Below are 26,083 nucleotides of genomic sequence, written 5' to 3'. Positions count from 1 at the left end.
GCAGCCGCCCCGCCGGCTACGGCAGCTCCTGGTCGGTCAGCGCGGGTCCCCGATGGACCGCGCCCGTCCGGTGACCCGTACCCGCGGATCCGTCGGGTCGACGTCCACCCGCAGTTCGCTGGGGCTACCCATGTCCTCGCCCTGCCGGAGCGTGAGGGTCATCGGCTCCCGCACCAGTCCGAGGGTCCGCAGATAGCCGCCGAACGCTGCGGCGGCCGCTCCGGTCGCCGGGTCCTCCACCACACCGCCGACCGGGAAGGGATCACGGACGTGGAACAGGTCGTCCGCCTCGCGCCACACCAGGTGGAGCGTGGTCCAGCCGTGTTTCCGCATCACGTCGGCGAGGCCGTCGAAGTCGTAGGCGAGGTCGGCGAGCCGGGCGCGGGAGGCTGCGGACAGCACGAGGTGTTCCGCCCCGCCGAAGGCCACGTGCGCCGGCAGCCGCGGGTCCAGGTCGCCCGGCGCCCAGCGCAGCGCGGCGAGCGCCGCGTCGGTCTCCTCCGGTGTGGCCGGGCGCGAGCTCGCGGGGACGCTGGTGAGCGTGGCGCGCGCCGCCCCGTCGGCGCCGGTGGCCGTCGACACCGGAATCTCCCCGACCGGGGTGTCGAAGACGAACGTCCCGGGACCGATCCGTTCGGCGAGCGCCACGGCGGTCGCGACGGTGGCGTGCCCGCAGAACGGAACCTCGACGAGTGGGCTGAAGTAGCGCACCCGGAAGCGGCCGTTCGCGTCGTCCCGGTCCGTGATGAACGCCGTCTCCGAGTAGCCCACTTCGGCGGCGATGGCCAGCATGCGGGTGGCGTCGAGGACGGCGGCGTCCAGGACGATGCCGGCGGGGTTGCCACCGACCGCGCCCGACTCGGCGAGGTCACCCGGGGTGAAGGCGGAGTAGCGCAGGACGTCCGTGGTTTCGAAGGTCATGGCCCCACGCTCCCACGGGGCGGCCCCCTCGTCACTCACTTATCGTCGGCCACGGTCTCAGCCGAACCAGACGACCAGGCGTACGTTCTCGTCCCCGTGCTCGGCGGCGAGGTCCCCCATCGTTTTCCAGACCGGGGCCCACCGCTCGTCATCCGGAGGGGCCTGCATCCGCGCCGTGAGGACCACGGGCCGGTACACCTCGCCGTCCAGGCGCACCTCGCCGCCCGGCGGCCATTGCGACGGTGCGAGGAGAAGATCCCCGCCGAAGGTGTCGGCCGCCGCGTCGCCCAGGTCGGGCGTTGCCACCACGACGTCATGCAGGACGAGTTCGCCGTCCTCCCCCGGCCGCCACCGGCCGGCCCAGGACCAGGCGGGCCGGTCGGCCAGTGGCGCGTCCCAGTCGACCGCGGCGACGTCTGCCCAGGTGGCGTACGTATGGCTGTGCTGGTGGTCGCCGACGCCGGTCTCCCGTACCGGATCGGAGACGTCGTCCGGAAGTCCGCGGTCGGCGAAGAGCGGACGCTCCACATCCCCCGTCCCGCCGAAGCCGAACAGACAGTCCCACACGTCGCGGTCCCGCCCCAGCCGGAAGGCCGGCAGGTCGACCTCGACTTCCCAGCATCCCGCGGCCGAGCGGACCTCGATCGCACCGTCCATGTCTGCCCCCATGAGCGATGACCCTAAAGCGGGGAACCAGTCGCGTGACGAGATGGATCGTGGGCAGGCACGCAGCAATCAGCCCACTCAGCAAAGGGACAGAAGGTTCACCGCATGACCGACAAGCTCACCGTGAGCGTCCTGGGCACCGGGATCATGGGGGTCGCGATGGCCCGCAACCTCGTCCGGGCCGGACACACCGTCAGAGCCTGGAACCGCACCCGGGCCAAGGCCGAGCCGCTGGCCGCCGACGGCGCGCACATCGCCGACACCCCGGCCGAAGCCGTCCAGGACGCCGAAGTCGTCCTCACCATGCTGTACGACGGTCCCGCCGCCCTGGAGGTCATGCGGCAGGCCGCTCCCGCCCTGCGCCCCGGCACCGCCTGGGTGCAGTCGACCACCGCCGGCATCGAGGCCGTCGGCGAACTGGCCGACTTCGCCGCCGGGCATCGTCTGGTGTTCTATGACGCGCCGGTTCTCGGCACCCGCCAGCCCGCGGAGGCCGGTCAGTTGCTCGTCCTGGCGGCGGGCCCGAGCCAGGGCCGTCAGGCCGTGACGCCCGTCTTCGAGGCTGTCGGCGCCCGCACCGTGTGGACCGGCGAGGACGGTGCGGCGGGCAGCGCCACCCGTCTCAAGCTCGTGGCCAACAGCTGGGTCCTCGCGGCCACCACCGCGGCCGGGGAGACCCTGGCCCTGGCCCAGGCCCTCGGCGTGGACCCGCAGAGCTTCTTCGACGCCATCGCCGGCGGCCCGCTCGACATGGGCTACTTGCGCGCCAAGTCCGCCCTCGTCCTGGAGGACCGCCTCTCACCGGCCGACTTCGCGGTGACCACCGCCGCCAAGGACGCCCACCTGATCGTGCGGGCCGGCGAGCAGCACGGCATCCGCCTCGACGTGGCCGCCGCCGGCGCCGAGCGTCTCACTCGCGCCGCCGCGCAGGGGCACGGCGACGAGGACATGGCCGCCGCGTACTACGCCAGCTTCGACGAAGCACGCACCTCGGGCAGTTGAGTTCGCGGGCAGGTGCCGGCCCGGGCGGTCGACCTCGCGGGCAGTGCGGACCGTGCGGACAGTGGAGAAGACGGTGGAGAAACCGCGAAGTGTTCGTGGTGGGGCCCAAGTACGCACTCGGCACGGCGAAAACGGGCCAAACCGCGAGGATACGACTGCGACAGTGTGCCGCACGGCCGACGGAGCCGCTGATCGGGGCGCTGTCTTACTGGACCATCACCAAGGTTTTCGGTCTCTCACGGTGCGTACGGGCACTTGTACGGATAGCATCCTGCGCACCCCCTTCTGCCGTACTGGACGCGTGGCCCCCCACCGCGCCCGTCCCCGTCAACCCCTTCCCCTTTCCCCGCTGTCCCATCCGCTCACCGCTCATTTCATTGCTCTAGGACGACGATGTCTCCACGGACAGGTCCCCGACGCCGTCTCGGCTCCATACGTCTCTCCCTGATCCTTCTGGCGCTGGTCCCGAGCGTCACCCTCGCCGCCATGTGGGGTTTGACGACCGCGCAGATCTTCTCGGAGGGACTGCGGCTGCGGGCCCAGACCGAACTGAGCAAGTCGACCGGGGCCATGGGCACCGACGCGACGCTCGCGCTGCAGAGGGAGCGCAGCCTGTCGGCCATGTGGCTGGCCTCGCCCCGAGGCTCCAGAACCGCCCTGGACAAGCAGCGGAAAGAGACGGACGCGGAGGTCGCGAGAATCGTCGGCCGGTCGGAGGCGATCAAGGAGGCTCCCGACCGGATCGGCGACCGGCTGTACTCGGTCATGGCCGGGGTGGGGAGCCTTGAGTACTACCGGAGCCAGGTCGACAAGCCCACGAATATCACCGGCGAGCAGGCACTGGGCCAGTACACGTCGATCATCGACGACCAGATCCACGCCTTCCAGGAACTCTCCCAGATCGACGACGCGGACCTCACCTCGCAGGCCGGTCCGCTCGTCGGACTGGAACACGCGGCGGAACTGGTCTCCCAGGAGGACGCGCTGCTCACCCTGGCCTGGCCGTCGGGGCAGCTGAAGGAGCCTGCACGGGCCCGTTTCGTCGAGCTGGTGAACGCCCGGCGCTGGCTCATCGAGGACCAGGTCGTGCCCTCCCTGAGCGGCACGGCGAAGGCCCGGACCGAGCGCATCCTCCAGGGTCCGGACTGGAAGACCCTGGAGAGCATCGAGGACCAGGTGCTGGCGGCCCGTACGACGGGCAGCGGTGCCGCCCGGAAGGTCGACCTGCCGGACGCGCGGCAACGGTGGAACGGCGCGCTGGACAGCCTCTCGGCCCAGTACTCGAGTCTGATCCGGCAGCAGACCCGCGACCTGCTCGACCGCAGCGGTGAAAAGGCCGACGACCTGCTGGTCAAGGCAGCCTCCCTGAGCGCGAGCGGACTCGTCGCGCTGCTGCTGTGTGTCGTCCTGTCCTGGCGCATCACCCGCTCCCTCTCCCGGCGGCTGCGCGGGCTGAGGGTGGCCACACTCGGCCTGGCTCAGGAGCGGCTGCCCGACGTGGTGGCACGGCTCGACCGGGGCGAGAAGGTCGACATGGCCTCCGCCACACCCGAGCTGGACTACGGCCGGGACGAACTCGGCCAGGTGGCCCAGGCGTTCAACACCGCGCAGCGCACCGCGGTCCACACCGCGGTGGAGCTCGCCGACACCAGACGCGGCTTCCAGAAGGTGATCCTGGGCATCGCCCGGCAGAGCCAGAACCTGGTCAATCTGCAGCTCAGCAAGCTCGACGCGCTGGAACGCGAGCACCAGGACCCGAACATCCTCAAGAGCCTGTACGAGCTCGACTCCACCGCGAGCCAGCTCCGCCGCTACGAGGAGAACCTCGTCATCATCAGTGGCGAGCAGCCCCGGCGCAGCTGGACCGAACCGGTCGCGCTGATCGACATCCTGCGCAGCGCCATCGGTGAAGTCGCCCAGTACCAGCGGGTGGAGGTGCACACCGACGAGGAGGTGTGCCTCGCGCCACCCGCGGTGGCGGACGTCATCCATCTGCTGGCCGAACTCATCGACAACGCGACCGCCTACTCCCCCGCGCCCAGCCCGGTCAGTGTGCGGGCCGGGCTGGTGGCCAAGGGCCTGGTCATCGAGATCGAGGACCGCGGCCTCGGCATGTCCGAGGAGGACTACGAGTCGTTCAACGCCCAGCTGGCGGTGGAGCCGCAGTTCGACGTGGTGGCGCTGGCCGACGACCTCCGGCTCGGCATGTTCGTGGTGGCCCGGCTGGCCACACGGCACGGCATCGCCGTCACCCTGCGTTCCTCGCCGTACGGCGGGACCACCGCGATCGTGCTGGTCCCGCACGACATCGTGGTGCGCGAGGACCTTGACCAGCCTGCCACGGAGGGACGCCCGGACACGGAGACCGCCGTCACCGGCCCGGCCTTCCCGGCGGGCTCTTCGGCGGACTCCCCGGCGCCGGAGCCGCTCGTGGCCGTGAACGGCTCCACCGGCACCTCCGTCCCGGGCAGACAGATCCACGAACGCACACCGGAGGCGCAGCCTTCGCCCGTCCGGGCGCGGGCGGCCGAAGCCCCCGCGGCCGACTCCGCGTCACATTCCGCCACCGCCAACGGAACCGCCACCGGCACCGGCACCGAGCCCGGCGCCGCCCGGCGCGACGGAATCGCTCCGCTGCCGCGCCGCGTACCGCAGACCAGCCTGGCCGCCGAGCTGCGGGAGGACTCCGGGCCCGCCCAGGCCGACGACGCCTACGAGGACTTCACCGCGGAACGGGCCGCCTCCTCGCTCTCGGGTTTCCAGCGCGGGACGCTCCAGGCCCGCGACGACGACGCCCGAACGCAGGACGACGAAGGGGAGGGAACCGCACCGGAGGACCTGGACGCGCAGGTTCCCGCCGCAGACATGTCATCCCCCAAGCTCTCGGCTTCGCTCGACCAGGGGGGACCCCCATCCTCGACTCCGCCCGCAGACAGCTGATGAAGGACAGAGAAATGACACGCCCCATCCCCGCCACACACAGCCAGCTCGACCAGCTGCTCACCGGCCTGGTGGACAGGGTCGCCGAGGTGAACCACGCCGTCGTGCTCTCCGAGGACGGGCTGGTCGTCAGCAAGTCGCTGGGCTTCCTGCGTGACGACGCCGAGCGGCTGGCGGCGACCGCGTCCGGCCTGATGAGTCTCAGCAAGGGCGTCAGCATGGACTTCCGCGGCGGCCCCGTACGCCAGGCGCTCATCGAGATGGCCAACAGCTATCTGATCCTCACCTCGGCCGGACCCGGCGCCCACCTCGTGGTGCTCACCAACCAGGGCGCGGACGTCGGCGTGGTGGCGTACCAGATGAACATGCTGGTGAAGAAGATCGGCGAGCACCTCAGCGCGGCGCCACGTGGCACAGTCCCAGCCGGCAACGGCGAATGAGGTGAGCGGAGGCGACGCGGCCGGCCGTCTCGTACGGCCGTTTGCCCTCACCGGCGGCCGGACCCGGCCGGACCGCACGGACTTCACCCTCATCACGACGGTGACCGCGGTGGACCCACCGCCCACCTGGGGCGCCCGGCCGCAGCCCGAGCACACCCGGATCCTGCGGCTGTGCGCGCGACCGATCGCCGTCGCGGAGGTCGCCGCTCATCTCGACCTCCCGGTGAGCGTGGTCGCCATCATGCTCTGCGACCTGCTGCAGGCGGAACGGATCACCATCCACCCGCCCCACCCCGTCTCGAACACCCCGGACCTGGACCTGCTGCAGAAAGTGAGGGACGGCCTTGGCCGGCTCTGACCCCAACACCCGAGGGACGCCAGCACCCGACACGGTCAAGATCCTGATCGCCGGAGGATTCGGCGTGGGCAAGACCACCATGGTCGGGTCGGTCAGTGAGATCGTCCCGCTGCGCACCGAGGAACCACTGACCTCGGCCGGGCTGAAGATCGATGACCTCGACGGCATCGAGAAGAAGCACGCCACCACCGTGGCGCTGGACTTCGGCCGGATCACCATCAGCCCGAAGCTCATCCTGTATCTCTTCGGCACCCCGGGCCAGCAGCGCTTCTGGTTCATGTGGAACGACCTGGCCCTCGGCGCCCTGGGAGCCGTGGTCCTCCTCGATGTCCGCAGACCGGAGTCCAGCTTCGCCGCCATCGACTTCTTCGAGCGGCGTGACATCCCGTTCGTCGTCGGCGTCAACGGCTTCCACGGGATGCATCCGTACGAGCCCGAGGAGATCCGCGAGGCGCTGGCGCTGCCGGAGGGGACCCATGTGCTGCTCTGTGACGCACGAGAACGCGAGTCGTGCCGGGACGTACTGATCGCCCTGATCGACCAGTTGATCGCCTCTTCCACCCACGTACCCCAACAGGGCTGACCATGTGAGGGGGGGCGGCTCGCGGGCGCGCACCGTCCGTCCGCATGGTTCCCCTGGCCGCGCGCATCCCTCACCATGGAGGTCCGGATCGTGGAGGGGGGGACGGTCTGTGGATGCGGAGAAGATCGACGTCTTCATTCTCACTGCCATCGAGACCGAGTACACGGCCGCCGCTCATCACCTCGATCCGGGCCGGGTCAGACGAACCCTTGATGGTGCGACCTATGAGATCGGCAGTTTCTCGGGGGAACACGGCCGCGTGACGGTCGGCGTGCAGTTGGCCGGACCCGGAAACGAGATGGCGGCGGCTCTGTGCGAGCGGGCGATCGCCCTGCTGCGTCCGGCCGTTGTGCTCCTTGTGGGGGTGGCGGGAGGCCGCAAGGACGCGGCACTCGGTGACGTGGTGGTGGCCGACACGGTCTACGGCTATGAGACCGGCCGTGACGAGGAGAACGGCTTCCTGCCACGGATCAAGTCATGGCCGTCGTCCTTCGCCCTGGTGCAGAAGGCCCGTCTGATCGCGGCGGACAAGCGGTGGCAGCGCCGTATCGTGCCTCCTCCCGAGGTGACTCCCACCGCGCACATAGGCGCGGTCGCGGCCGGGGCCAAGGTGGTCGCCCATGCCCGGTCGGCTTCCGGCCGCCTGCTGAGCGACATGGCGAGTGACACGCTGGCCGTCGAGATGGAAGGGCTGGGTCTGCTCACCGCCGCCCGGATCAACCCTCACGTGCAGGCCCTGGTCGTACGGGGCATCTCCGATCTGCTCGGCGACAAGGACGCGGCGCACGACGCCCTCTGGCAGCCGGTGGCGGCCCGTCATGCGGCGGCGTTCGCCTTCGAGTTGATCTCCGTGTCGGACACCAGCCGGCGGTCCGCGTCGTCACCGGGAGCGGAAGAGCGGGCTCGCCGTCGACTCTCCCCCCGCCAGCTCGGCACCCTCGCCGGGTTGCTGCTCAAGGTGCCGGGGCTCACCAGTCCCACCTCCTGGCAGCAGCTGCTCGACAACCTGCCCGGGATCGGGGTCATGACGAGCCGGCAGCCGAACCAGCACCTGGAGGCGGTGTCACTCCTGCGGACCTGCGAGGCCTACGACGGCTGGGCCCGGTTCATGGAGGCGCTGGACTCCCTGTGGCCCGGCGCACCCGCTGTGGAAGACGTTCATCTGTACCTCGTGGAACACCAACTGCTGGAGGAGCGGTAGTCTCACGCGGCGACAGGGACGAGGGGAATGACTGCCACGACAACTGGTTGCCGCGGTCGGGGTTCACGCCGCTGAGAAGGCGCGGAAACGGATGGACACGGCTCGGTACGGTGGCAGATGATCTCCGGCATGATCCGGGCCGCAACTGTCGAAGATGTCGCGGAGATTCGCGCGATGATCCGCGAACTCGCCGAGTACGAACGGGCTGTCGAGCAGGCCCGAGCTACCGAGGAGCAGCTCCGTGAGGCGCTGTTCGGAGAACATCCCGCCGCGTTCGCACTGATCGCCGAAGACGACGAGACGGGCGAGGCTGTGGGCTATGCCCTGTGGTTCCCCCGTTTCTCGACCTGGACCGGCACGCGCGGCATGCACCTGGAGGACCTCTACGTACGGCCGTACGCCCGAGGCGGTGGATACGGCAAGGCCCTGATCGCCTCCCTGGCCGCGGTCTGCGAGCGACACGGCTACGAGCGCTTCGAGTGGTGGGTCCTGGCCTGGAACGAGCCGGCGATCGACTTCTACAAGTCGCTCGGCGTGGAGTTCCTGGACGAGTGGACGGTATGCCGGCTGAGCGGTGAACCCCTCAGGGAACTCGCTGCCCAGGTCCCGGCTGACCTGGGCCAGACCCCGGCCCTGTAGGACGGAGGGTCATGCAACCTCCTGTCGCGGCAGTGATCGAAGCCCACGGGACGCTGGGAAGGCTCGTGGCCGGACTGAACGACCAGCAGGTCGCCGAGGCTTCCGCCCTTCCGGGCTGGTCACGCGGTCACGTTCTCGCGCATCTCACCGACAACGCGAGAATGTTCGCCCGTCTCGCGGAGCATGCCCTGCGTGGTGAACTCGTAGCGGGCTACGACGGCGGGGTGGACGAGCGCAACGCGATCATCGAGGCCACGGCGGGCCGCAGCGCCGCCGAGCACCGCGCGGAACTCGCCGCACACGCGGCCGGGCTGGAGGCAGCCTGGGCACGGGCCGTCGAAATGGACTGGGGCCGTCCGGTCACGTTCCGTAACGCGGACCTTGCCGCCACCGTCTTCGCACGCTGGCGCGAGGCATGGATCCACATGGTCGACCTGGAGCTCGGCGTGCGGCCGGACGACTGGCCCGAGGACCTGGCCGTACACGCCATCGACTTCCTGCTCGGCCGCGTTCCGGCAGGCACCCGCGTCCGTGCCGAGGACGTGCGCCGCCAATGGTCCGTCGGCGACGGGCCGCCGGGCACGGTGGTCACCGGACGCGTGCGCGACCTGGCGGCCTGGCTGGCCGGACGTACGCCCGCGGTCTCACCGGTGTCGGCGGAGGGGCTGCCCGCTCTCGGGCCCTGGCCGCCCCACCCACCACAGCGACCGGACCGTGTGTGACGTCCTCACCGGGCAGGGCCCGTATGCGTTCTCCGAGGTGCCCGGGCTCCGCTTCAAGATGTGGCTCTGAGGTCACCCGAGAACAGACGCGACCAGCAGCCCAGCTCCCAGCACCTCGACCCAGAAATAGAACCACGCCGGATAGAACGCCGACGGACCCTCCACTGCACGGGCCACCAGCCGCCCAAGAGCCATTCCCGCAAGCGCCACTGCGGCCGCCAGCACGATCCCCCGTCGCAGATCACCGGAAGCACCAAGAGCCACCCAGCCGAGCAGGATTCCGAAACCGACACCGAACCCGCCGTAGACGGCGCGGACCTCGGCACGTGCTTCCGGGGCAGTCAGCTCGATACCGAAGGGCCGGATGAGCGCAGCGGGCGCGATGAGGCCGAAGAAACCCATGCCAAGGAAGAAGAGGGCGACGACACCTATCCAAAGGGCAGACATGACGAGGAGGCTGCCGCCGAAGCGCATGCGCCTTCAATTACCTCCGGGGTAAAGGGCGTCGGGACGCACCGTCGTCACGGCCAGGCGCCGCCCCCCAACAGCGCGCCGAGTGAACGGCGGACGGATTGGAAGGGGCGAGGGAGGGGCAGAGGACCGGCATCATGTCATGGGCATGATGAGCACACTCTCCCCCCACAGGAGGATCACCGTGACACTCAGAAACGCCGCGCGGGCGCTGATCACCATGCTGGTGGTGGCGCTGTCGTGGACCATCGGTCAGGCCACGGCCTCGGCCGCGCCCGCGTCTCCGGCGGCCACCGCCGCGGTCGTCTTAACGTACGAAACGGAGGGGGCCGCGGAGTTCGTCGACGCGGTCCGCAGCGGTGCGGAGGTCTGGAACGAGAGCGTGGCCAACGTCCAACTGGAGCCGGTGGCCGCGGGTGACGAGGCCAACATCGAGATCCTCGCGGACGACGGCTGGCCGCGCGCCCAAACCACCAGCCTGGGCAACGGCACCGTGTGGATGGGGCGGCAGGCGGTGAACGACGGCTACGACACCACCCGCATCGCCGCGCACGAACTCGGCCACATTCTCGGGCTGCCCGACGTGAAACCCGGCCCGTGCAGCAGCCTCATGTCCGGCTCCTCGGCCGGGGTCGGCTGCACCAACCCCGACCCGGACGCCTCCGAACGGGCCGCCGTCGAGGACAACTTCGCCGCCGCCGGCAAGCGCTCGGCGTACGCCTACGAGCCGCGGATGTACCGGGACTGACCGTTCCGTTCCTCGCGCTTCCCAGCAGGTTCACAGCACTCCACGGTGCCCTGCCCCACTCGTGCCCGGTGCACGCCGGGGGCAGGGCATCGTGCGCGGCGCTCTATGGCGCCCCTTGGGGGCCGCCGTCCGCCGGCTTGTCGATCTCTCCAGCTCAACGGGTGAAATGACGGTGGTTTCGTTGACCGGTCCGGTCAGCCCTCATCGGGGGTCAGCCGCAACGAGACCGAGTTGATGCAGTACCGCTGGTCCGTCGGCGTCGGGTAACCCTCGCCCTCGAAGACATGGCCCAGGTGAGAGCCACACCTGGCACAGCGCACCTCCGTCCGCACCATCCCGTGCGAGCGGTCCTCGATCAGTTCGACGGTGTCGGCGGACTTGGGGTCGTAGAAGGAGGGCCACCCGCAGTGGGACGCGAACTTCGTCTCCGAGGTGAAGAGCTCGGCGCCGCAGGCACGGCAGGAGTAGACGCCCTTCGTCTTGGTGTCGGTGTACTCGCCGGTGAACGCGGGCTCCGTGCCCGCCTGGCGGAGGACGGTGTACTCGGCCGGGGTCAGTTCCGCCCGCCACTGCTCGTCCGGCTTTTCGACGTCGTACGACATGAAGCCCAGCCCCTTCCCTCGGCGGACGGTTACTTCGGCAGTCGCTTGCTTCGCCAGTCGCTCACGCCGACAGGCGGTCCAGGATCCGCGGGCCCAGGTCCGTCACGTCACCCGCGCCCATGGTGAGAACGAGATCACCCCGCTCGGCCATTCCCGCGACCACGGCAGGGATGTCCGCCCTGTCGTGGACGGGCGTCACATCGGCGCCCGCGGCCCTCGCCGCCTCGATGATCAGCTCGCTCGTCACGCCCGGGATCGGGTCCTCGCGCGCCGGGTAGATGTCCAGGACGACCGAGGCGTCCGCCAGGGACAGCGCCTGGCCCATCTCCTTGCCCAGCTCCTGGGTGCGGGAGAAGAGGTGGGGCTGGAAGACCACCAGGATGCGGCCGGAGGCACCCGCCCGCATCGCCTCCAGGTCCGCGGTCATCTCCGTCGGGTGGTGCGCGTACGAGTCGATGACCTGCACGCCGGCCGCCTCGCCCTTGAGCTGGAGACGGCGCTTGACGCCCGTGTACGCCCCCAGCGACACCGCCAGCTCGGCCGCCGGCACGCCGAGCGCCACGCCCGCGGCCAGCGCGGCCACCGCGTTGTGCGCGTAGTGCCGGCCGGGGACCGAGACCCCGAAGGTCAGCTCGACGCCGTCCAGCAGGACCTTCACCTCGCTCTTCAGACCCTGGGCGGTGACCGAGAGGATGCGTACGTCGGCGTCCGCGGACTCGCCGTACGTCACCACCCTGACGTCACCGGCCCTGACGCGCCGCGTCAGCTCGCGCGCCCCCTCGTGGTCCGCCGCGATCACCAGCGTGCCACCCGGCACGATCTTGTCCACGAACGTCTCGAAGGACTCGTAGATCTCGTCCATGGACGCGTAGTTGGCGTGGTGGTCCAGTTCCACGTTGAGCACGATCGCCACCTCGGGCGCGTACTTGTGGAAGCTGCGGTCCGATTCATCGGCCTCGGCGACGAAGATCTCGCCCTCACCGTGCAGCGCGTTCGAGCCGGGGGCGTCCAGGTCGCCGCCGATCGCGTAGGAGGGGGCCAGTCCCAGCTCCGACAGCGACACCGCGAGCATCGACGTCGTCGTCGTCTTGCCGTGCGTGCCCGCCACCGCGATCGCGCGCAGGCCGTGCATCAGCGAGGCGAGGGCGTCCGAACGGTGGACGACGGGGATGCCGAGCTCGGCTGCGCGGGCCAGCTCGGGGTTGTCGGCGCGGATCGCGGACGAGACGACGACGCAGCTGGCGTCGGAGGCCAGATGGTCCGCGGCGTGCCCGATGTGCACCGTCGCGCCCAGTGCCCGCAGTGCCTCGGCCGTCGCGGACTCCTTGGCGTCGCTCCCCGCCACCTTGGCCCCACGCTGGGCGAGGATCTTCGCGATGCCCGACATTCCGGCGCCGCCGATGCCGATGAAGTGCGGTCGGTCCATGGCGGTAGGAAGGCCGGCTGCCATGCGTGTTTCTCCCCAAGATCCGATACGACGAGGCTGGCGCTCGTGGAAAGAGCGCGCCCCCACCCTATTCCGTGCCGAGGGGCGACCGCCCACGCAAGGGGGCGGGGGTCGCCCCGCAAGGGGCGCGGGGAACTGCGCGACCAGCCACACACATCCCGCACCCGACGAACCACGACAGCGCCCACGTCGCCCACGGCCCAGCCCAGCGGCAGCGCCACCGCTACACCTTGCTGTGCGAGAAGAGTTTCAGCACCGGTACGCCCACCTTGTGGCGCGCCCGCGAGGCCCAGTCGCGGTGGAAGAACTCCTCCACGTAGTGGGGGTCGGTCAGCACGATCACCTCGTCGGCGTCGCTCTCGTCGACCAGGGACTTCAGCGCGTCCAGCGGGTGGTCCTCGATGAGCCGCCCCTCGGCCTGGCTGCCCGAGGCACGCAGGGCGACCAGAGAGACTTCGAGGGCCTGCTGCCCCTGGCTGGCCGCTTCCTCGCCCTCGGGCGTCTCGTGCTCGCGGGCCGCCTCGTCCAGCTCGCCGAGCGCCACGTCGTCGATGGCCCGCAGCAGCCGGTCCGCCTGGTCGCCGCGGGGCTGGAGCAGCACGTGGAAGGCGACCTTCTCGTCCCCGTGCAACGTGGTGACGAACTCCACGTCGGCGGACGTCAGGGCCTTCTCGATCATCAATACGCTAGTGAACACGACAGGCGCCCCTTCGGCAGGTCCGTAATAACAGGTCCGTAGTGACAGGTCTGTAGCGACAGGTCCGTTTTGTCAGGTTCGACGGTATCGACTGAAGAGAAACCCGGCCTCCTCCAGCAGAGAGACCAGCTCGAACCTCTTGGGTACGGCCGGCGCGGGCCCTCCGGCGATGCGCTGCGCGTCGCCCACGGTGAGCATCGGGGAGATCGTCAGGCAGAGCTCGTCCAGGACTTCGGACGCGGCCAGCTGGCCGAGCAGGCGCGGCCCGCCCTCGGTCAGCAGCCGGCGCAGACCGAGGTCGCCCAGAGCGCGTACGGCCCGAGCGGGATCCACACCCATGCCGTCCCCGGCGATCACCACCTGGGCGCCGGCCTTCTCGGCGGCCGCGATCCGGTCGGGCGCGGCGGCGGCTCCCGTGAGCAGCAGCGTGGGCACCAGGGGGGAGGTGAACAGCGGAAGCGCGAAGTCCAGGTCGAGGCTCGCGCTGACCACGGCGATGGCGGGCGCCGGCCCCTGCCCGGCCGCCTCCCGGAGCGCGGCGAATGCCTCACGCGCGCGTGCCGGGCGGTATCCCTCCTGGCGTACCGTTTCCGCGCCGACCAGCACCACGTCCGCGAGCCCTCGCAGCGTGCCGAAGATCCGCATGTCGGCTTCGCTGGAGATGGGCTGCGAGTGACCCTCGTGCTGGGCGGCTCCGTCGAGAGTGGAGACCATGTTGGCGCGCAGCCAGGGTTCGTGGACGTCGGGGTAGGCGTAGGCCTCGGCCAGCTCCTCCAGCCCCCACTCACGGTCCGTGGCGTCGTCCAGCGCGTCCCTGCCACGGGCCCCGCCGGAGGCCCCGGCCACTGTCTCGTCGGTCACAGGGAACAGGCGTCGCATATCGTGCAGTGTTGCACGGCCCGTAGAGTGGGGAACCGTGCCCACCTCCACCGCCGCCTCCGCGACCGACCCGATAGCCGACGAGTCCCCACTGTCCCTGTGCGCCCGTGAGCCGCACGTCCCCGCGGACAGGCTGGTCGCCGAGATGGTGCCGCCGCCGCGCTTCGACTCGGTCCGCTTCGCCACGTACATCCCGGACCCGAACCAGCCCAGCCAGACCGAGGCCGTCACGGTGCTCGACCACTTCGCGGCCGGTCTGGGCGGCGCGCACGCCACCGGTGCCGGCAAGCGCCGCTGGTTCTCCCGCAAGCCGGAGAGCCGGCCGGCCGGCCCCCGCGGTGTCTACCTCGACGGAGGCTACGGCGTCGGCAAGACGCACCTCCTCGCCTCCCTGTGGCACGCGACCCCGGCGGAGCCGGCGCTCAAGGCCTTCGGCACGTTCGTGGAGCTGACGAACCTGGTCGGCGCGCTCGGCTTCCAGCAGACCGTGCGGACGCTGAGCGGCCACCGCCTGCTGTGCATCGACGAGTTCGAGCTCGACGACCCCGGCGACACCGTCCTCGTGTCCACTCTGCTGGGCAAGCTGGTCGAGGCGGGCGTGGCGCTCGCGGCCACGTCGAACACACTGCCCGGCAAGCTCGGCGAGGGCCGGTTCGCGGCGGCCGACTTCCTGCGCGAGATCCAGGGCCTGTCGGCACACTTCCGTGCGCTGCGCATCGACGGCGAGGACTACCGCCACCGCGGGCTGCCCGAGGCCCCCGCGCCGTACTCCGACGAGCAGGTCACGAAGGCGGCGTACGCCACCGCGGGCGCCTCGCTCGACGACTTCCCGCATCTGCTGGACCATCTCGCCCGCGTCCACCCCAGCCGGTACGGCGCGCTCACCGACGGGCTCAAGGCGGTCTGCCTCACGGACGTGCAGCCGGTCCCGGACCAGTCGACCGCGCTGCGGCTCGTCGTGCTCGCCGACCGGCTGTACGACCGCGAAGTGCCGGTGCTCGCCTCGGGGCGGCCCTTCGATCAGTTGTTCAGCGAGGAGATGCTGAACGGCGGTTACCGGAAGAAGTACTTCCGGGCGATTTCGCGGCTCACCGCGCTGGCACGCGACGCCAAGGGTCTGGTGAAGGGCTGATCTCCCGGATCGCCCGGACCAACCGCACGCCCTCCGCTTCGGGGCCCCCGGGCCCCGCTTCAGCTTCCTTCAGCCTGCTTCAGGTTCTCTTCAGGGTGAAACGTTAAGTTAACCCTGCAAACAACTTCCCGGGTTAACCTAGGTGTTGACGAGAGAAGTACTGATGGGATGCGACCGAGAGGGGGCACATGTTACGAGGCACGACGGCCCGGACGCAGGGCGTCCTTCTCGCCGCCGTCCTACTGGCCCTGCAACTGTTCGCTCCCACCGTTTCCTTCGCGTCCGCACACCCCACCCACGTCATCTCGTCCGAGGACCGCACCGCATCTGAGACCCAGGCCCGTGCCGCCGAGAGCACCAAGAGCTCGGTCGACACCGAATCGGTCAGCTGCGGTACGAACAAGCATCTCGACGGCAAGACGCCGCCCTTCAGGGTCCGCGACCGGCAGCGCTCCGCGGACTCCACACCCCAGACGCCCACGCGCCCCCTGCTGACCCGGGATCCCACGATCACCGACGGGGGCACTTCACACACGGTGGGCGCCGCGTCTCTCCGCACGACCAGATCATCAGCCGCCCATTCCGCAGCGGCACTTCAGGTCTTCCGCTGCTGATGTGACCGTCGGGCCCCAGCCGACCACGACCTACCCTCACCACGCCACGTCCGCCGAGCGCGTCGACGTGGGGGTCCTGTCGGCGTGCCCGCATGCGCTCCGTTTTGTACACCGACGCGCCAACAAGGCGCGCCAGGAGGAACTGACACATGCAGCCCCTCATCGATCACGCACGCTCCTTCGGCAAGCAGTCCGCTGCGCGCCCCGAGGAGTTCGCCCGCCTCGCCGAAGGCCAGTCCCCGCAGGCCCTGTTCATCACCTGCTCCGACTCCCGGGTCGTCCCGGCCCTGTTCACCGGAGCCCGGCCCGGTGAACTCTTCGAACTGCGCACCGCGGGCAACATCGTCCCCCCGTACGCCTCCGGGCAGCCCACGAGCGAGGCGGCCACCATCGAGTACGCGGTGGAGGTTCTCGGCGTCAGCGACGTGGTCGTCTGCGGCCACTCCCACTGCGGCGCCGTCGGCGCGCTGGTGCGCGACGAGGACCTGACCGCCGTGCCCGCCGTGCGCGACTGGCTCGCGCACGCGACGCCCCGTCCGGAAGGCACGGTTGAGGACCCGACCGTCACCGACGCCGTTCAGGCCCACGTACTGACCCAGTTGCTGCGGCTCCGCTCTTACCCGTGCGTGGCCCAGCGCCTGGCAGACGGTCAACTCCGCCTGCACGGCTGGTTCTACGAGATCCACACCGGATCCGTACTGGCCCATGACGTGCACTCCGACGCTTTCACGACGCTGTGAGCGCCCCGATGAGTGATTCCGTGAACAGCTCGAAGACCAGCTCGAACCTCTCAGAGAACCGGATGAAGTTCCCTCACCTGCGGCAGGACTTCGCCGCCTCGCTCGTCGTCTTCCTCGTCGCCCTGCCGCTGTGCGTGGGCGTGGCGGTCGCCTCCGGCGTACCGGCCGAACTCGGCCTGGTCACCGGCATCGTGGGCGGACTGGTCACCGGATTCCTGCCCGGCAGCAGCCTGCAGGTCTCGGGTCCGGCCGCGGGCCTGACCGTGCTGGTCTTCGAGGCCGTACGCGAGTTCGGACTGCCCGTGCTCGGTGTCCTCGTGCTGGCCACCGGTCTGATCCAAGTTCTCATGGGCGCCCTGAAGTTGGGGCGATACTTCCGGGCCATCTCGGTGGCCGTCGTCGAGGGCATGCTGGCCGGCATCGGGCTCGTCCTGATCGCGGGACAGCTCTACTCGGTGGCGGGCATGGAGGCACCCGCCTCGGGCCTGGCCAAGCTGGGCGGACTGCCGGCGATGCTCGCCGACGCCGCCGGATCCGCCGAGGCGCTGGCCTCGCTCGGCCTCGGGGCCGGCACCATCGCCGTCCTCGTACTGTGGAGGCGCCTGCCGAAGCGGGTGCGTACGGTGCCGGGGCCGCTCGCCGCGGTCGCGCTCGCCACGCTCGTGACGCTGGTGTTCGCACTGCCGGTGGCGACCGTCGAGGTACAGGGTCTCCTCGGCTCGCTCCAGCCGCCGGGGATGGACGCCTTCGGTGAACTGGGGAATGTGGCGGTGCTCGGCACGGTCGCGGCCTTCGTCCTGATCGCCTCGGCGGAGTCGCTGTTCAGCGCCGCCGCCGTGGACCGGCTGCACGACGGGCCGCGGACCGAGTACGACAAGGAACTGATGGCCCAGGGCGCGGGCAACACCGTCTGCGGCATGCTCGGCGCCCTGCCGATGACCGCCGTGATCGTGCGCAGCTCGGCGAACGTCCAGGCGGGGGCGCGGACCAAGGCGTCCCGGGTGATGCACGGCGCATGGCTGCTGCTGTTCGCGGTCCTGCTGCCGGCCGCGCTCGCCTACATTCCGCTGCCGGCGCTCGCGGGCATCCTGGTCCACGCGGGCTGGAAGCTCATCCCGCTGCGGGAGATCGCGGCGATGTGGCGCGAGCACCGGGGCGAGGCGCTGATCCTGGTCGTCACGGCCGTGTCGATCGTCGCGGTGAACATGTTCGAGGGCGTCCTGATCGGGCTCGGCCTGGCGATCGCCAAGACGGCCTGGGAGGCCTCGCACATCAAGCTGGAGGTCATCGACAAGGGAGCGGGGCCGGTGCAGGCGTACCTGTCCGGCAACGCCACCTTCCTGCGGCTGCCGAAGATCCTCGACAACCTGGAGTCGCTGCCCCAGGACCGGCCGGTGGAGCTTGACATGTCCGGCCTGCACCACCTGGACCACGCCTGCCGTACCGCCCTGGAGAACTGGGCCGAGCGGCACAGCGCGACCGAGCCGGTGAAGGTCACCACGCCGTAGTCACCCCGGGACTCAGGGCGATCTCCTGGCGAGCCCGCCCTGAGTCCCTGGCGGGCACGCCCGATATCCGCCGCGGCACCCGCCCCCACACCTGGCCCGAGGCTCGACCGGAGCCCCGGGCCAGGCATATTGTGATAACAAGTTCACAGTCGGACATTTCGGCGACTCGAACGACAGCTCTGGCAGCGCGAAGGGCAGGGGGTCGTCATCATGGTTGAGGAGCTGGTGGCCGCGGGCGTGACGGTCGGTATTGCCGGGCTGGTCTACGTCGCGGCGGCGGCCCGGATCGTCAAGCAGTACGAACGGGGTGTGGTCCTGCGCCTCGGGCGTCTGCTCGGAGAGCCGCGTCCGCCCGGTTTCACGATGGTCATCCCCGCCGTCGACCGGCTGCGCAAGGTGAACATGCAGATCGTGACGATGCCTGTGCCCGCCCAGGAGGGCATCACCCGGGACAACGTCACGGTGCGTGTCGACGCGGTGGTCTATTTCAAGGTGGTCGACGCGGCCAACGCGGTCATCCGGGTCGAGGACTACCGCTTCGCGGTCTCGCAGATGGCGCAGACCTCGCTGCGCTCGATCATCGGCAAGAGCGACCTCGACGACCTTCTGTCGAACCGCGAGAAGCTCAACCAGGGCCTGGAGCTGATGATCGACAGTCCGGCGGTGGGCTGGGGCGTGCAGGTCGACCGGGTCGAGATCAAGGACGTGTCGCTGCCGGAGACGATGAAGCGGTCGATGGCCCGGCAGGCCGAGGCCGACCGTGAGCGCCGTGCCCGGATCATCAACGCCGACGCCGAGCTCCAGGCGTCGAAGAAGCTGGCGCAGGCCGCCGGAGTGATGTCCGACCAGCCCGCCGCGCTCCAACTCCGCCTTCTGCAGACGGTGGTGGCCGTCGCCGCCGAGAAGAACTCGACGCTCGTACTGCCCTTCCCGGTGGAGCTGCTGCGGTTCCTGGAACGGGCGCACCAGGGGCTGGAGACCGACAAGCCGCGGGACGCGGAGCAGCGGGCCGACGCGGAACAGCGGGCCGGCGCGGATGGATCGGCCCTGGCGGAATCAGTCCTGGCGGAATCAGTCCTGGAGGAATCGGTTCTCGAGGAACCTGCCGTGGAGCAACCGATCGTGGAGGAACCGGTCATCGAAGAACCGATCGTCGAAGAACCTGTCATGGAGGATCAGGTCAGCCCCTTGACTCCCCCACGGTCCACGTCATCCGACGATCAGTGAGAGCGCCACGCTACGCGCGTGGTTCACGCCGTCCTGGCCGCGTGATACACACAGGCGGGTCAACATCCTGTCCGCCAACAGGAAGGCTGCTCCATGTCCGCCACACGACGGCAACTGCTCGCCCGTTCCGGTGCCCTGGGAGCGGGCATCGCGTTCTCCGGGGCCCTGTCCGAACTCTTCGCCGGCACGGCAGCGGCGCTGGGCCACTCCGGATACGGCCCTCTCGTTCCCGACCCGGACGGCCTGCTCGACCTGCCGGAAGGTTTCCGCTACCGGGTGCTGTCGCGTGAGGGCGACGAGCTCCGCTCCGGTGAGGGCCCGGTGCCCAGCAACCACGACGGCATGGCCGCCTTTGCCGGGGCTTCTGTCGGCAGACACCGCCGGGTCCACCTCGTTCGCAACCACGAGAACCGTGCCACCGCGAAGCTCCAGGTCCCGACGGTCGAGGGGCTCACCTATGACCCGATGGGCAAGGGCGGCTGTACGACGCTGACGCTCGACGAGCGCGGGAAGGTACTCGCAGAACGCGTCGCGATCGCCGGGACGGCCGTCAACTGCGCGGGCGGGCCCACCCCTTGGGGCACCTGGCTGACCTGCGAGGAGACCGAGGACAAGGCCGGGACGAACGGCTACACCAAGGACCACGGCTTCATCTTCGAGGTCGATCCGGCCGACCCGCACCGCACCGGGGCCGTACCGCTGACCGCGATGGGCCGCTTCCAGCACGAGGCGATCGCCGTCGATCCGCGGCGCGGCATCGTCTATGAAACCGAGGACGCCTTCCAGAAGCCCTTCGGCCTGTTCTACCGTTTCCTGCCCAAGAAGCCCGAGGGCGGCCGCGGTTCGCTCCGTGCGGGTGGGCGGCTCCAGGCGATGCGCGTGCCGGGCGTACCGGACCTCTCCACGATCCAGGAGACGGGCGCCACCTTCGACGGTATCGAGTGGGTGGACGTACCGGACCCGCTCGCGGCCCAAACCCCCATCCGTCTGCAGGACTTCGGCCCCAAGGGCATCACCCACGCCCAGAAGCTGGAGGGCTGCTACTGGGGCGGGAAGAGCGTGTACTTCGTCTCGTCCTTCGCCCGCAGCGCCGAGGGGTCGGCGGCTGACCACTTCGGCCAGATCTGGCGCTACGACCCGGGTGCGCGCCGACTGACCCTGGTGATCGTCTTCGGCCCCGACACCGACGTACAGCTGCCCGGCGAGGAGCCGGACAACATCTGCCTCGCGCCCACCGGGGGCCTGATGGTCTGCGAGGACGGCGAGGGCGCGCAGCACGTCTACGGCGTGACACGGCGCGGCGAGGTGTACGCGATGGCGCGCAACCGGCAGAACATCGGCACTCCCGAAAAGCCGGAGTGGGGCGAATTCGCGGGCGTCACCTTCTCCCCCGACGGCAGGACGATGTACGTGAACTGCTACACGCCCGGCACCACGTTCGCGGTGACGGGCCCCTGGCACAGGTAGCACCGCGATCAAGGACACCAGTGCCCAGGCCGGACCGATCGGCCTGGGCAGGTCCACGTCCGTCGCCGCCCGGCCTGCCGGCCCACCGGCCTACGCTGGAGTCATGAGCGAGGAGATGAGCGATCGCCGCGCCACCGGGGCGCCGGAGCCATCGCCCGACGGCGGCCCGCCCTTCGCCGAGTGCGTCCTGTGCCGCGAGCCCACCGAGTACCCGGAGTCGTACAAGGGGATCACGCTCTGCCCCGTCTGCGAGTGGCGGGAGGCGGAGCGCACCGCTTGCTCGGGGTGATCAGGTCCGGCGCGTGGTGAGCGCGCAGGTCGCGGCGGCCCGGCGGGCGCGGCCCGGGACAGGCTCGCGCGTGCGTTCGGCCGCGCGCGGCGGAACCGATCTTCCGCCTGGCAGACTGGAGGGCGTGAGCAGCGACGAGACGACCACTCCCCCAAGTTCTCGGCTTCGCTCGAACAGGGGGGACCCCCATGGCGGCGGGCCCCGCACTGAGGACAGCCCCTTTCGCCACGAGGCGACCACCCGCGACGAGGCACCGCAGTTCGTGCTGCCGCTCGTGGTCCGCATCGAGCGGAACGAGCCGCCGGCCCGCACGGACGCTCTCGAAACCGCGGCCCGTGCGGTTCTGGTGATGCTCAGCGACGAGCGGTCGCTCGGGGACGGCGACTGGGCGCAGGCCGTGCGGGACTGGCAGGACGCCCGGATCCGCAAGGTGGTGCGGCGGGCGCGCGGCGCCGAGTGGCGGCGGGCCGAGGCGTTGCCCGGCATCACGGTGACGGGGAAGTCCGCGGAGGTACGTGTCTTTCCTCCCGTCCCCCTGAACGGCTGGCCGAAGGACCTGGCCCGCCTCCAGGTCTCCGGCACGGACCTCGACGACCCGGAACCACCGGCGGACGCCGACACCACGGCCCCCGTGCTGTGGCTGAGCCCCGATGTCGACATGTCGGCCGGCAAGGCCATGGCCCAGGCAGGCCACGGCGCCCAACTGGCGTGGTGGGAACTCCCGGACGAGGCCCGAGCGGCCTGGCGCGACGCCGGCTTCCCCCTCGCCGTCCGCACCCCGAACCCCACCCACTGGTCCCAACTCACCACGAGCGGCCTGCCGTTGGTACGCGACGCGGGCTTCACGGAGATCGCACCGGGCTCCTGCACGGTGGTCGCCGACCATCCGGCGCTGCGGGGCGCGTGACCGCGGCGGGCGCCGCCTACGCGTCCGGGTGTCCAACGCCGAAGGGCTCCGCACTCGAGGAACCGTGGGGGAGCATCAATGCCGAGTCCGCATGGAGGCTGATGCGTGTCGGTGTGAGGTCGACGGCGTCGACCGGCGACGCTCCGGTGCCGGAATTGCGGGCGTAGCGCGGATGGGCACCTCCACTGACCTGCCAGCGAATGCGGTGCCCGGGCAGGAAGCGGTAGGTGGTGGAACTCATGGGCACGGTGACCTCCGAGGGCGCCTGCCCCACCGTCCGCAGCTGAGCCAGCCCGTCACAGACGTTGGTGGAGCGGCCTTGCTCATCCACATCGCACAGGCGGGTGAAGACGTCGGCGTATCCGGTGTCCGTGGAGATACTCAGCCGCGCCGAGACCGGGCCGAGGATGTCCACGGGTTCGGCCAGCGGGGGGCCGGTGAACGTCAGGACGTCGTCCCGGGCCTCCAGGGCGCTGTTGTCCCGGGGGCCGGCGGTGCGGGAGAGCAGCGGGCCGCCGAGGGACGGGGTGGGGTCGGCCGGGTCATAACGGAAGGACGTCAGTGGGGCGGAGTTCGTGGGCGCCTCTCGGGTGAGATGCCCGTCCGGGGTGGGGAACCATGAGCCGGTGGCCGGGGAGCGCGGCCAGTCGTCGAGGTCACGCCATGCGTTTTCGCCGCCGATGTGCACGCGCACGCCGGTGGGGCGCAGTCCGGAGCGATCGGCACACAGGTGCGCGCGCAGCCAGGCGAGACTCTCGGCGAAAACCTCGGGCCAGCCCTGCTGCAGTGCGGAGGTATGGGTCCAGGGGCCGACGAGCAGGGCGGCGTCGCATCCGGCCTGGCGCAGTCGGTCGTACTGCTCGAAGGTCTGGTCGACCAGAGCGTCGTGCCAGCCGGTGATCAGACTGGTGGGGACGCTCAGCCGCTCGGCCGCCCCGGCCAGGGACACACCGCTCCAGTAGGGGTCGTCGGCGTCCGGGTGCGTCATCACGTCGTCCAGCCAGGGCACTTCGTCTCCGAAGGCGGAGAGGTACGCCTTGCGCAGCGGCCGCGCGGTGCTGATGCCGCGCAGTCGGCGCTGCAGGCGCATCACCGCCCTCGCGAAGGGTGCGATCCCCCGGTGCTGGTACGCCATGCCTACGCCGACCACGAGGGCGTTCTCCAGTCGGAGGGCACCGTCAGCATGGAACAGGGCGTAGGGGTCATGCAGACCCACCTGCACCACCATCGCCTTCAGCTCCGGCGGCGGGTCCAGGGCAAGCGCCCACTGCACGTATCCCAGGTAACTGGGGCCGATCGTCCCCAGCGTTCCGTTGAACCAGGGCTGCTCGCGCAGCCAGGACACCGTGGCCTGTCCGTCGGCGGCCTCGTTGCGCCACGGATCGAACTCACCCCCTGAGCCGCCGGTGCCGCGGCAGCTCTGCAGGACCACGTGGAAGCCCTGTTCGGCGAAGAGCAAGCCGTACTGGGGCGACCACGGCAGGCCCCTGCCGTACGGCGAGCGCACCAGGAGGGTGGGGAAATCGCCGTCTGCCCGGGGGAAGTAGTGGTCCGTGATCAACGGGCTGCCGTCGGCGGCCGGCACGACCAGTCCCGGCTCCCAGCCGACGTCGTAACGCTTGGCCGGGAGACCGCGCCAAATCGCTCTCATGATCCGCGAGGACAGCGGCGGCTTCCTGGAAGACGGTGCCCAGACCGGGCTCGGCACAGCGTCGTGTGTGCGTGATGCCATGGTTCCTCGTCCCTCTCCTCTATTCTCGTACACAGTACGAGAATAGAGGATGCTTGGATGACACACGCAAGGGCCTCGGTGATCGGGAGAAGGAGCACGAAGACCGTGACGCGTGATGGCGGGTCCGGCGCCACGGGCGTCGACCCTCAACAGCTCTGGTTGAGCCCCGGCCAGTCCCGCAGGGGCCGCAAGCCCGCCTTCAGCCGCGAAGCGATCACGGCGGCCGCCGTCGCCCTGGCGGACGCGGAAGGCCTCGAAGCGGTCACCATGAGGCGGGTCGCCGCGCGGGTCGGAGCGGGGGTCATGTCGCTCTACAGTTACGCCCCCGACAAGGAGACGCTGCTGGAACTGATGGTCGACCACGTCAGCGGCGAACTGCCGACGGCGGGGACCCTCACCGGTGACTGGCGCGGAGACCTGAAGACCATCGCCCACCTCCAGCGCGCCCTCATGCTGCGGCACCGTTGGCTGCCCGCCGCTCTGTCCACCCGCCGCAGCCTCGGCCCCAACTCCCTGGCCTTCCTGGAACACGCACTCGCCGCCTTGCGGCCGACCGGGCTGGACGGTGCGGCAAAGCTGGAGGTCTTCGCCCAGCTCACCGCCTTCGTGGCCGGGCACGTAGCCCACGAGATCACGCAGGCCGCGGCCGCCCAGTCGCCCGACCGGGCCGCGGCCGAGGCGCGCTACCTTGCCGCTGTCGCCGCGGACGGCCACCACCCGGAACTCGCCGAAGTCCTCTCCGCGCCCGGACGCCCTCTCGCCCCCGAAGCGACGTTCGCCCGGTTCCTCAACCGCCTGATCGACGGCCTCGGCACCGACTGATGGCCCGCACGCACGACTGCCGCGGTGCCCCTGTCCGCCGCCCGCCGCCGCCTCAGCGGCCCTCCGTGCTTGGCGTCCCGCACAGGCTTACGGGTGCGTGGGCGGCCGCACGAGCACATCCTGGATGCATGGGCACCGCGGCTCCGTAGTCGTGTCCACCCGTGGCGTGCGGGGCGCGAGGCCGACCGCCGCCGCGGTTCTCTGGACGGCCGCGATACCGCACCGTCCCCCGGGAGGACTCACCGGAGACTCGCCATGAGCATTCACAAGGCCGGACGCGACAGCACCGTACTCAGCGACTTCATCGAGGTGCCGGGGATCGGCTTCCTCCCCGTCAACGCCTTCGTTCTGCACGCAAGCCAGCCGGTGGTCGTCGACACCGGCCTCGGGCTCCCCGACCGGGACTTCGTCGCCTCCCTCGGCTCGGTCCTCGACCCCGCCGACGTCCGCTGGATCTGGCTCACCCACCCCGACCGCGATCACACCGGCGGGCTGTTCGACCTACTCTCCGCGGCACCGCGGGCGCGCGTGGTGACCACCTTCATCGGCGCGGGCATCATGTCCACCGAGCGGCCCCTGCCCCTTGACCGGGTCCGCCTGGTCAACCCGGGCCAGACCCTGGACGTCGGCGACCGCACCCTCATGGCGTTCCGGCCGCCGCTGTTCGACAACCCCGCCACCGTCGGCTTCTACGACGACCGATCGGCGACCTGCTTCAGCTCCGACTGTTTCGGCGCCCCACTGCCGAGCCCGGAACTCGCCGTCGCCGACGATGTCGCCGTCGTACCCGCCGAGGAGCTGCGCGACGGGCAACTGCTGTGGGCCACGGTCGACAGCCCATGGGTCCAGATGGTCGACCAGGACCAGTACCTCGCCACGATCCAGCCCCTGCGGGCCATGGCCCCCGAGGCCGTCCTGAGCACCCACCTGCCGCCGGCGCTCGGGCTGACGGGGCGGATACTCGAGACGATCAGCGAGGCCCCGGGCGCGAACCCCTTCGTCGGCCCGGACCAGCAGGCACTTGAACGGATGCTCGCCGATTTCGAGCCGACCGGCACCACCACTCCACGGGTCTAGGTCTTCTCGGTACGTCGAGCGCAGGGCCGATACCGGCGGGACGGATAGGCTGCCGAAGCGCGGATTCGCGGCCGCCGCCCGGGGCGCGGGCGCGGACCTGACGCACTGGCGCGAGCCGGACGACATGAGCGAACCGTTGCGGACCTACCGGGGCGCGGCGATGGCGGCACTCGCCGCCTTCCGTCAACCGGGCGTGCAAGACCGGGAGTTCGCGTTGCCGACAACGGCTGAACCTCAGGTTGAACATCGGCA

27 protein-coding genes are annotated in these 26,083 nt (G+C 70.5%); 19 read left to right on the top strand and 8 right to left on the bottom strand.

The window, feature by feature from the left end; translation table 11 throughout:
• Positions 1-36: 36 nt before the first annotated feature.
• Together FGD71_RS06700 and FGD71_RS06695 are read right to left on the bottom strand one after the other, a co-directional pair.
• Positions 37-921 carry a PhzF family phenazine biosynthesis isomerase gene (locus FGD71_RS06700; protein ID WP_119099458.1) on the bottom strand — a complete coding sequence of 295 codons (885 nt, stop codon included), beginning with the start codon at positions 919-921 and terminating at the stop codon, positions 37-39.
• 57 nt (positions 922-978) lie between these two features.
• On the bottom strand, positions 979-1,590 hold the full coding sequence (locus FGD71_RS06695) for a hypothetical protein (protein ID WP_119099457.1): 612 nt from the start codon (positions 1,588-1,590) through the stop codon (positions 979-981).
• 102 nt (positions 1,591-1,692) lie between these two features.
• Here FGD71_RS06695 and FGD71_RS06690 point away from each other — a divergent pair, with 102 nt between their 5' ends.
• The 8 genes from FGD71_RS06690 (at position 1,693) to FGD71_RS06655 (ending at position 9,472) form a co-directional block, all read left to right on the top strand.
• Positions 1,693-2,589, top strand: a complete 897-nt coding sequence (locus FGD71_RS06690) for an NAD(P)-dependent oxidoreductase (RefSeq protein ID WP_119099456.1) — start codon at positions 1,693-1,695, stop codon at positions 2,587-2,589.
• A 393-nt stretch (positions 2,590-2,982) separates the two neighbouring features.
• Complete coding sequence (locus FGD71_RS06685) at positions 2,983-5,529, top strand: sensor histidine kinase (RefSeq protein WP_119099455.1); 2,547 nt, start codon at positions 2,983-2,985, stop codon at positions 5,527-5,529.
• A gap of 14 nt (positions 5,530-5,543) precedes the next feature.
• Positions 5,544-5,969 carry a roadblock/LC7 domain-containing protein gene (locus FGD71_RS06680; RefSeq protein ID WP_119099454.1) on the top strand — a complete coding sequence of 142 codons (426 nt, stop codon included), beginning with the start codon at positions 5,544-5,546 and terminating at the stop codon, positions 5,967-5,969.
• 1 nt (position 5,970) lies between these two features.
• Positions 5,971-6,327, top strand: a complete 357-nt coding sequence (locus FGD71_RS06675; protein WP_119099453.1) for a DUF742 domain-containing protein — start codon at positions 5,971-5,973, stop codon at positions 6,325-6,327.
• Positions 6,314-6,910: a GTP-binding protein gene (locus FGD71_RS06670; protein ID WP_119099452.1), complete on the top strand. Its 597-nt coding sequence runs from the start codon at positions 6,314-6,316 to the stop codon at positions 6,908-6,910. The genes FGD71_RS06675 and FGD71_RS06670 overlap by 14 nt, the downstream gene beginning before the upstream one ends.
• 109 nt (positions 6,911-7,019) lie before the next feature.
• Positions 7,020-8,111: a 5'-methylthioadenosine/S-adenosylhomocysteine nucleosidase gene (locus FGD71_RS06665; protein WP_162931046.1), complete on the top strand. Its 1,092-nt coding sequence runs from the start codon at positions 7,020-7,022 to the stop codon at positions 8,109-8,111.
• Between the two features lie 129 nt (positions 8,112-8,240).
• On the top strand, positions 8,241-8,750 hold the full coding sequence (locus tag FGD71_RS06660; RefSeq protein ID WP_119099484.1) for a GNAT family N-acetyltransferase: 510 nt from the start codon (positions 8,241-8,243) through the stop codon (positions 8,748-8,750).
• Positions 8,751-8,761: 11 nt separating this feature from the next.
• A complete protein-coding gene (locus FGD71_RS06655) occupies positions 8,762-9,472 on the top strand; it encodes a maleylpyruvate isomerase family mycothiol-dependent enzyme (RefSeq protein ID WP_119099450.1) in 711 nt (236 codons plus the stop codon).
• Between the two features lie 72 nt (positions 9,473-9,544).
• Here FGD71_RS06655 and FGD71_RS06650 read toward each other — a convergent pair whose 3' ends face one another.
• The gene (locus tag FGD71_RS06650) at positions 9,545-9,946 is read right to left on the bottom strand and encodes a DUF4345 family protein (protein WP_240436428.1); all 402 of its coding nucleotides are present in this window, start codon (positions 9,944-9,946) and stop codon (positions 9,545-9,547) included.
• A gap of 181 nt (positions 9,947-10,127) precedes the next feature.
• Here FGD71_RS06650 and FGD71_RS06645 point away from each other — a divergent pair, with 181 nt between their 5' ends.
• Positions 10,128-10,691: a snapalysin family zinc-dependent metalloprotease gene (locus FGD71_RS06645; protein WP_420878244.1), complete on the top strand. Its 564-nt coding sequence runs from the start codon at positions 10,128-10,130 to the stop codon at positions 10,689-10,691.
• A 194-nt stretch (positions 10,692-10,885) separates the two neighbouring features.
• Here the strand turns inward: FGD71_RS06645 and msrB are convergent, their stop codons facing one another.
• The 4 genes from msrB to FGD71_RS06625 all read right to left on the bottom strand — a co-directional run bounded on the left by msrB (position 10,886) and on the right by FGD71_RS06625 (position 14,316).
• Positions 10,886-11,293 carry a peptide-methionine (R)-S-oxide reductase MsrB gene (gene msrB, locus FGD71_RS06640; RefSeq protein WP_119099449.1) on the bottom strand — a complete coding sequence of 136 codons (408 nt, stop codon included), beginning with the start codon at positions 11,291-11,293 and terminating at the stop codon, positions 10,886-10,888.
• Positions 11,294-11,354: 61 nt separating this feature from the next.
• Positions 11,355-12,743, bottom strand: coding sequence for a UDP-N-acetylmuramate--L-alanine ligase (gene murC / locus FGD71_RS06635; protein ID WP_119099448.1), 1,389 nt, complete (start codon positions 12,741-12,743; stop codon positions 11,355-11,357).
• A gap of 220 nt (positions 12,744-12,963) precedes the next feature.
• The gene (locus tag FGD71_RS06630) at positions 12,964-13,437 is read right to left on the bottom strand and encodes an indole-3-glycerol phosphate synthase (RefSeq protein ID WP_181359133.1); all 474 of its coding nucleotides are present in this window, start codon (positions 13,435-13,437) and stop codon (positions 12,964-12,966) included.
• A 72-nt stretch (positions 13,438-13,509) separates the two neighbouring features.
• Positions 13,510-14,316: a pyrimidine reductase family protein gene (locus FGD71_RS06625; RefSeq protein ID WP_119099446.1), complete on the bottom strand. Its 807-nt coding sequence runs from the start codon at positions 14,314-14,316 to the stop codon at positions 13,510-13,512.
• Between the two features lie 37 nt (positions 14,317-14,353).
• Here FGD71_RS06625 and zapE point away from each other — a divergent pair, with 37 nt between their 5' ends.
• From zapE to FGD71_RS06585, 8 genes are all read left to right on the top strand, one after another.
• Positions 14,354-15,448: a cell division protein ZapE gene (zapE, locus tag FGD71_RS06620; RefSeq protein ID WP_181359132.1), complete on the top strand. Its 1,095-nt coding sequence runs from the start codon at positions 14,354-14,356 to the stop codon at positions 15,446-15,448.
• A 188-nt stretch (positions 15,449-15,636) separates the two neighbouring features.
• The gene (locus FGD71_RS06615) at positions 15,637-16,062 is read left to right on the top strand and encodes a hypothetical protein (RefSeq protein ID WP_119099445.1); all 426 of its coding nucleotides are present in this window, start codon (positions 15,637-15,639) and stop codon (positions 16,060-16,062) included.
• A gap of 149 nt (positions 16,063-16,211) precedes the next feature.
• Positions 16,212-16,802: a carbonic anhydrase gene (locus FGD71_RS06610; RefSeq protein WP_119099444.1), complete on the top strand. Its 591-nt coding sequence runs from the start codon at positions 16,212-16,214 to the stop codon at positions 16,800-16,802.
• A gap of 8 nt (positions 16,803-16,810) precedes the next feature.
• On the top strand, positions 16,811-18,310 hold the full coding sequence (locus FGD71_RS06605; RefSeq protein WP_119099443.1) for a SulP family inorganic anion transporter: 1,500 nt from the start codon (positions 16,811-16,813) through the stop codon (positions 18,308-18,310).
• A gap of 210 nt (positions 18,311-18,520) precedes the next feature.
• Positions 18,521-19,537 (top strand): slipin family protein, encoded by a 1,017-nt coding sequence (locus FGD71_RS06600; protein WP_240436427.1) that lies wholly within the window; start codon positions 18,521-18,523, stop codon positions 19,535-19,537.
• A gap of 93 nt (positions 19,538-19,630) precedes the next feature.
• Entirely contained in the window at positions 19,631-21,004 is a 1,374-nt protein-coding gene (locus FGD71_RS06595; RefSeq protein ID WP_119099442.1) for a PhoX family protein, read from the top strand.
• A 103-nt stretch (positions 21,005-21,107) separates the two neighbouring features.
• Positions 21,108-21,293, top strand: coding sequence for a hypothetical protein (locus FGD71_RS06590; RefSeq protein ID WP_119099441.1), 186 nt, complete (start codon positions 21,108-21,110; stop codon positions 21,291-21,293).
• 124 nt (positions 21,294-21,417) lie between these two features.
• A complete protein-coding gene (locus tag FGD71_RS06585; protein ID WP_119099440.1) occupies positions 21,418-22,200 on the top strand; it encodes a peptidyl-tRNA hydrolase in 783 nt (260 codons plus the stop codon).
• 16 nt (positions 22,201-22,216) lie between these two features.
• Here the strand turns inward: FGD71_RS06585 and FGD71_RS06580 are convergent, their stop codons facing one another.
• Positions 22,217-23,851: a CocE/NonD family hydrolase gene (locus FGD71_RS06580; protein ID WP_240436426.1), complete on the bottom strand. Its 1,635-nt coding sequence runs from the start codon at positions 23,849-23,851 to the stop codon at positions 22,217-22,219.
• A 186-nt stretch (positions 23,852-24,037) separates the two neighbouring features.
• Between FGD71_RS06580 and FGD71_RS06575 the strand changes: the two genes are divergently transcribed.
• Positions 24,038-24,754 carry a TetR/AcrR family transcriptional regulator C-terminal domain-containing protein gene (locus FGD71_RS06575; protein ID WP_119099438.1) on the top strand — a complete coding sequence of 239 codons (717 nt, stop codon included), beginning with the start codon at positions 24,038-24,040 and terminating at the stop codon, positions 24,752-24,754.
• 255 nt (positions 24,755-25,009) lie between these two features.
• Complete coding sequence (locus FGD71_RS06570) at positions 25,010-25,831, top strand: MBL fold metallo-hydrolase (protein WP_119099437.1); 822 nt, start codon at positions 25,010-25,012, stop codon at positions 25,829-25,831.
• Positions 25,832-26,083 lie beyond the last annotated feature (252 nt).

Origin of the sequence: Streptomyces sporangiiformans (genome assembly GCF_005768555.2) — a bacterium.
In the GTDB taxonomy this organism is placed as follows: domain Bacteria; phylum Actinomycetota; class Actinomycetes; order Streptomycetales; family Streptomycetaceae; genus Streptomyces; species Streptomyces sporangiiformans.
Note: the sequence above shows the minus strand (reverse complement) of the source record. Positions and strands in the feature narration are given on the sequence as shown.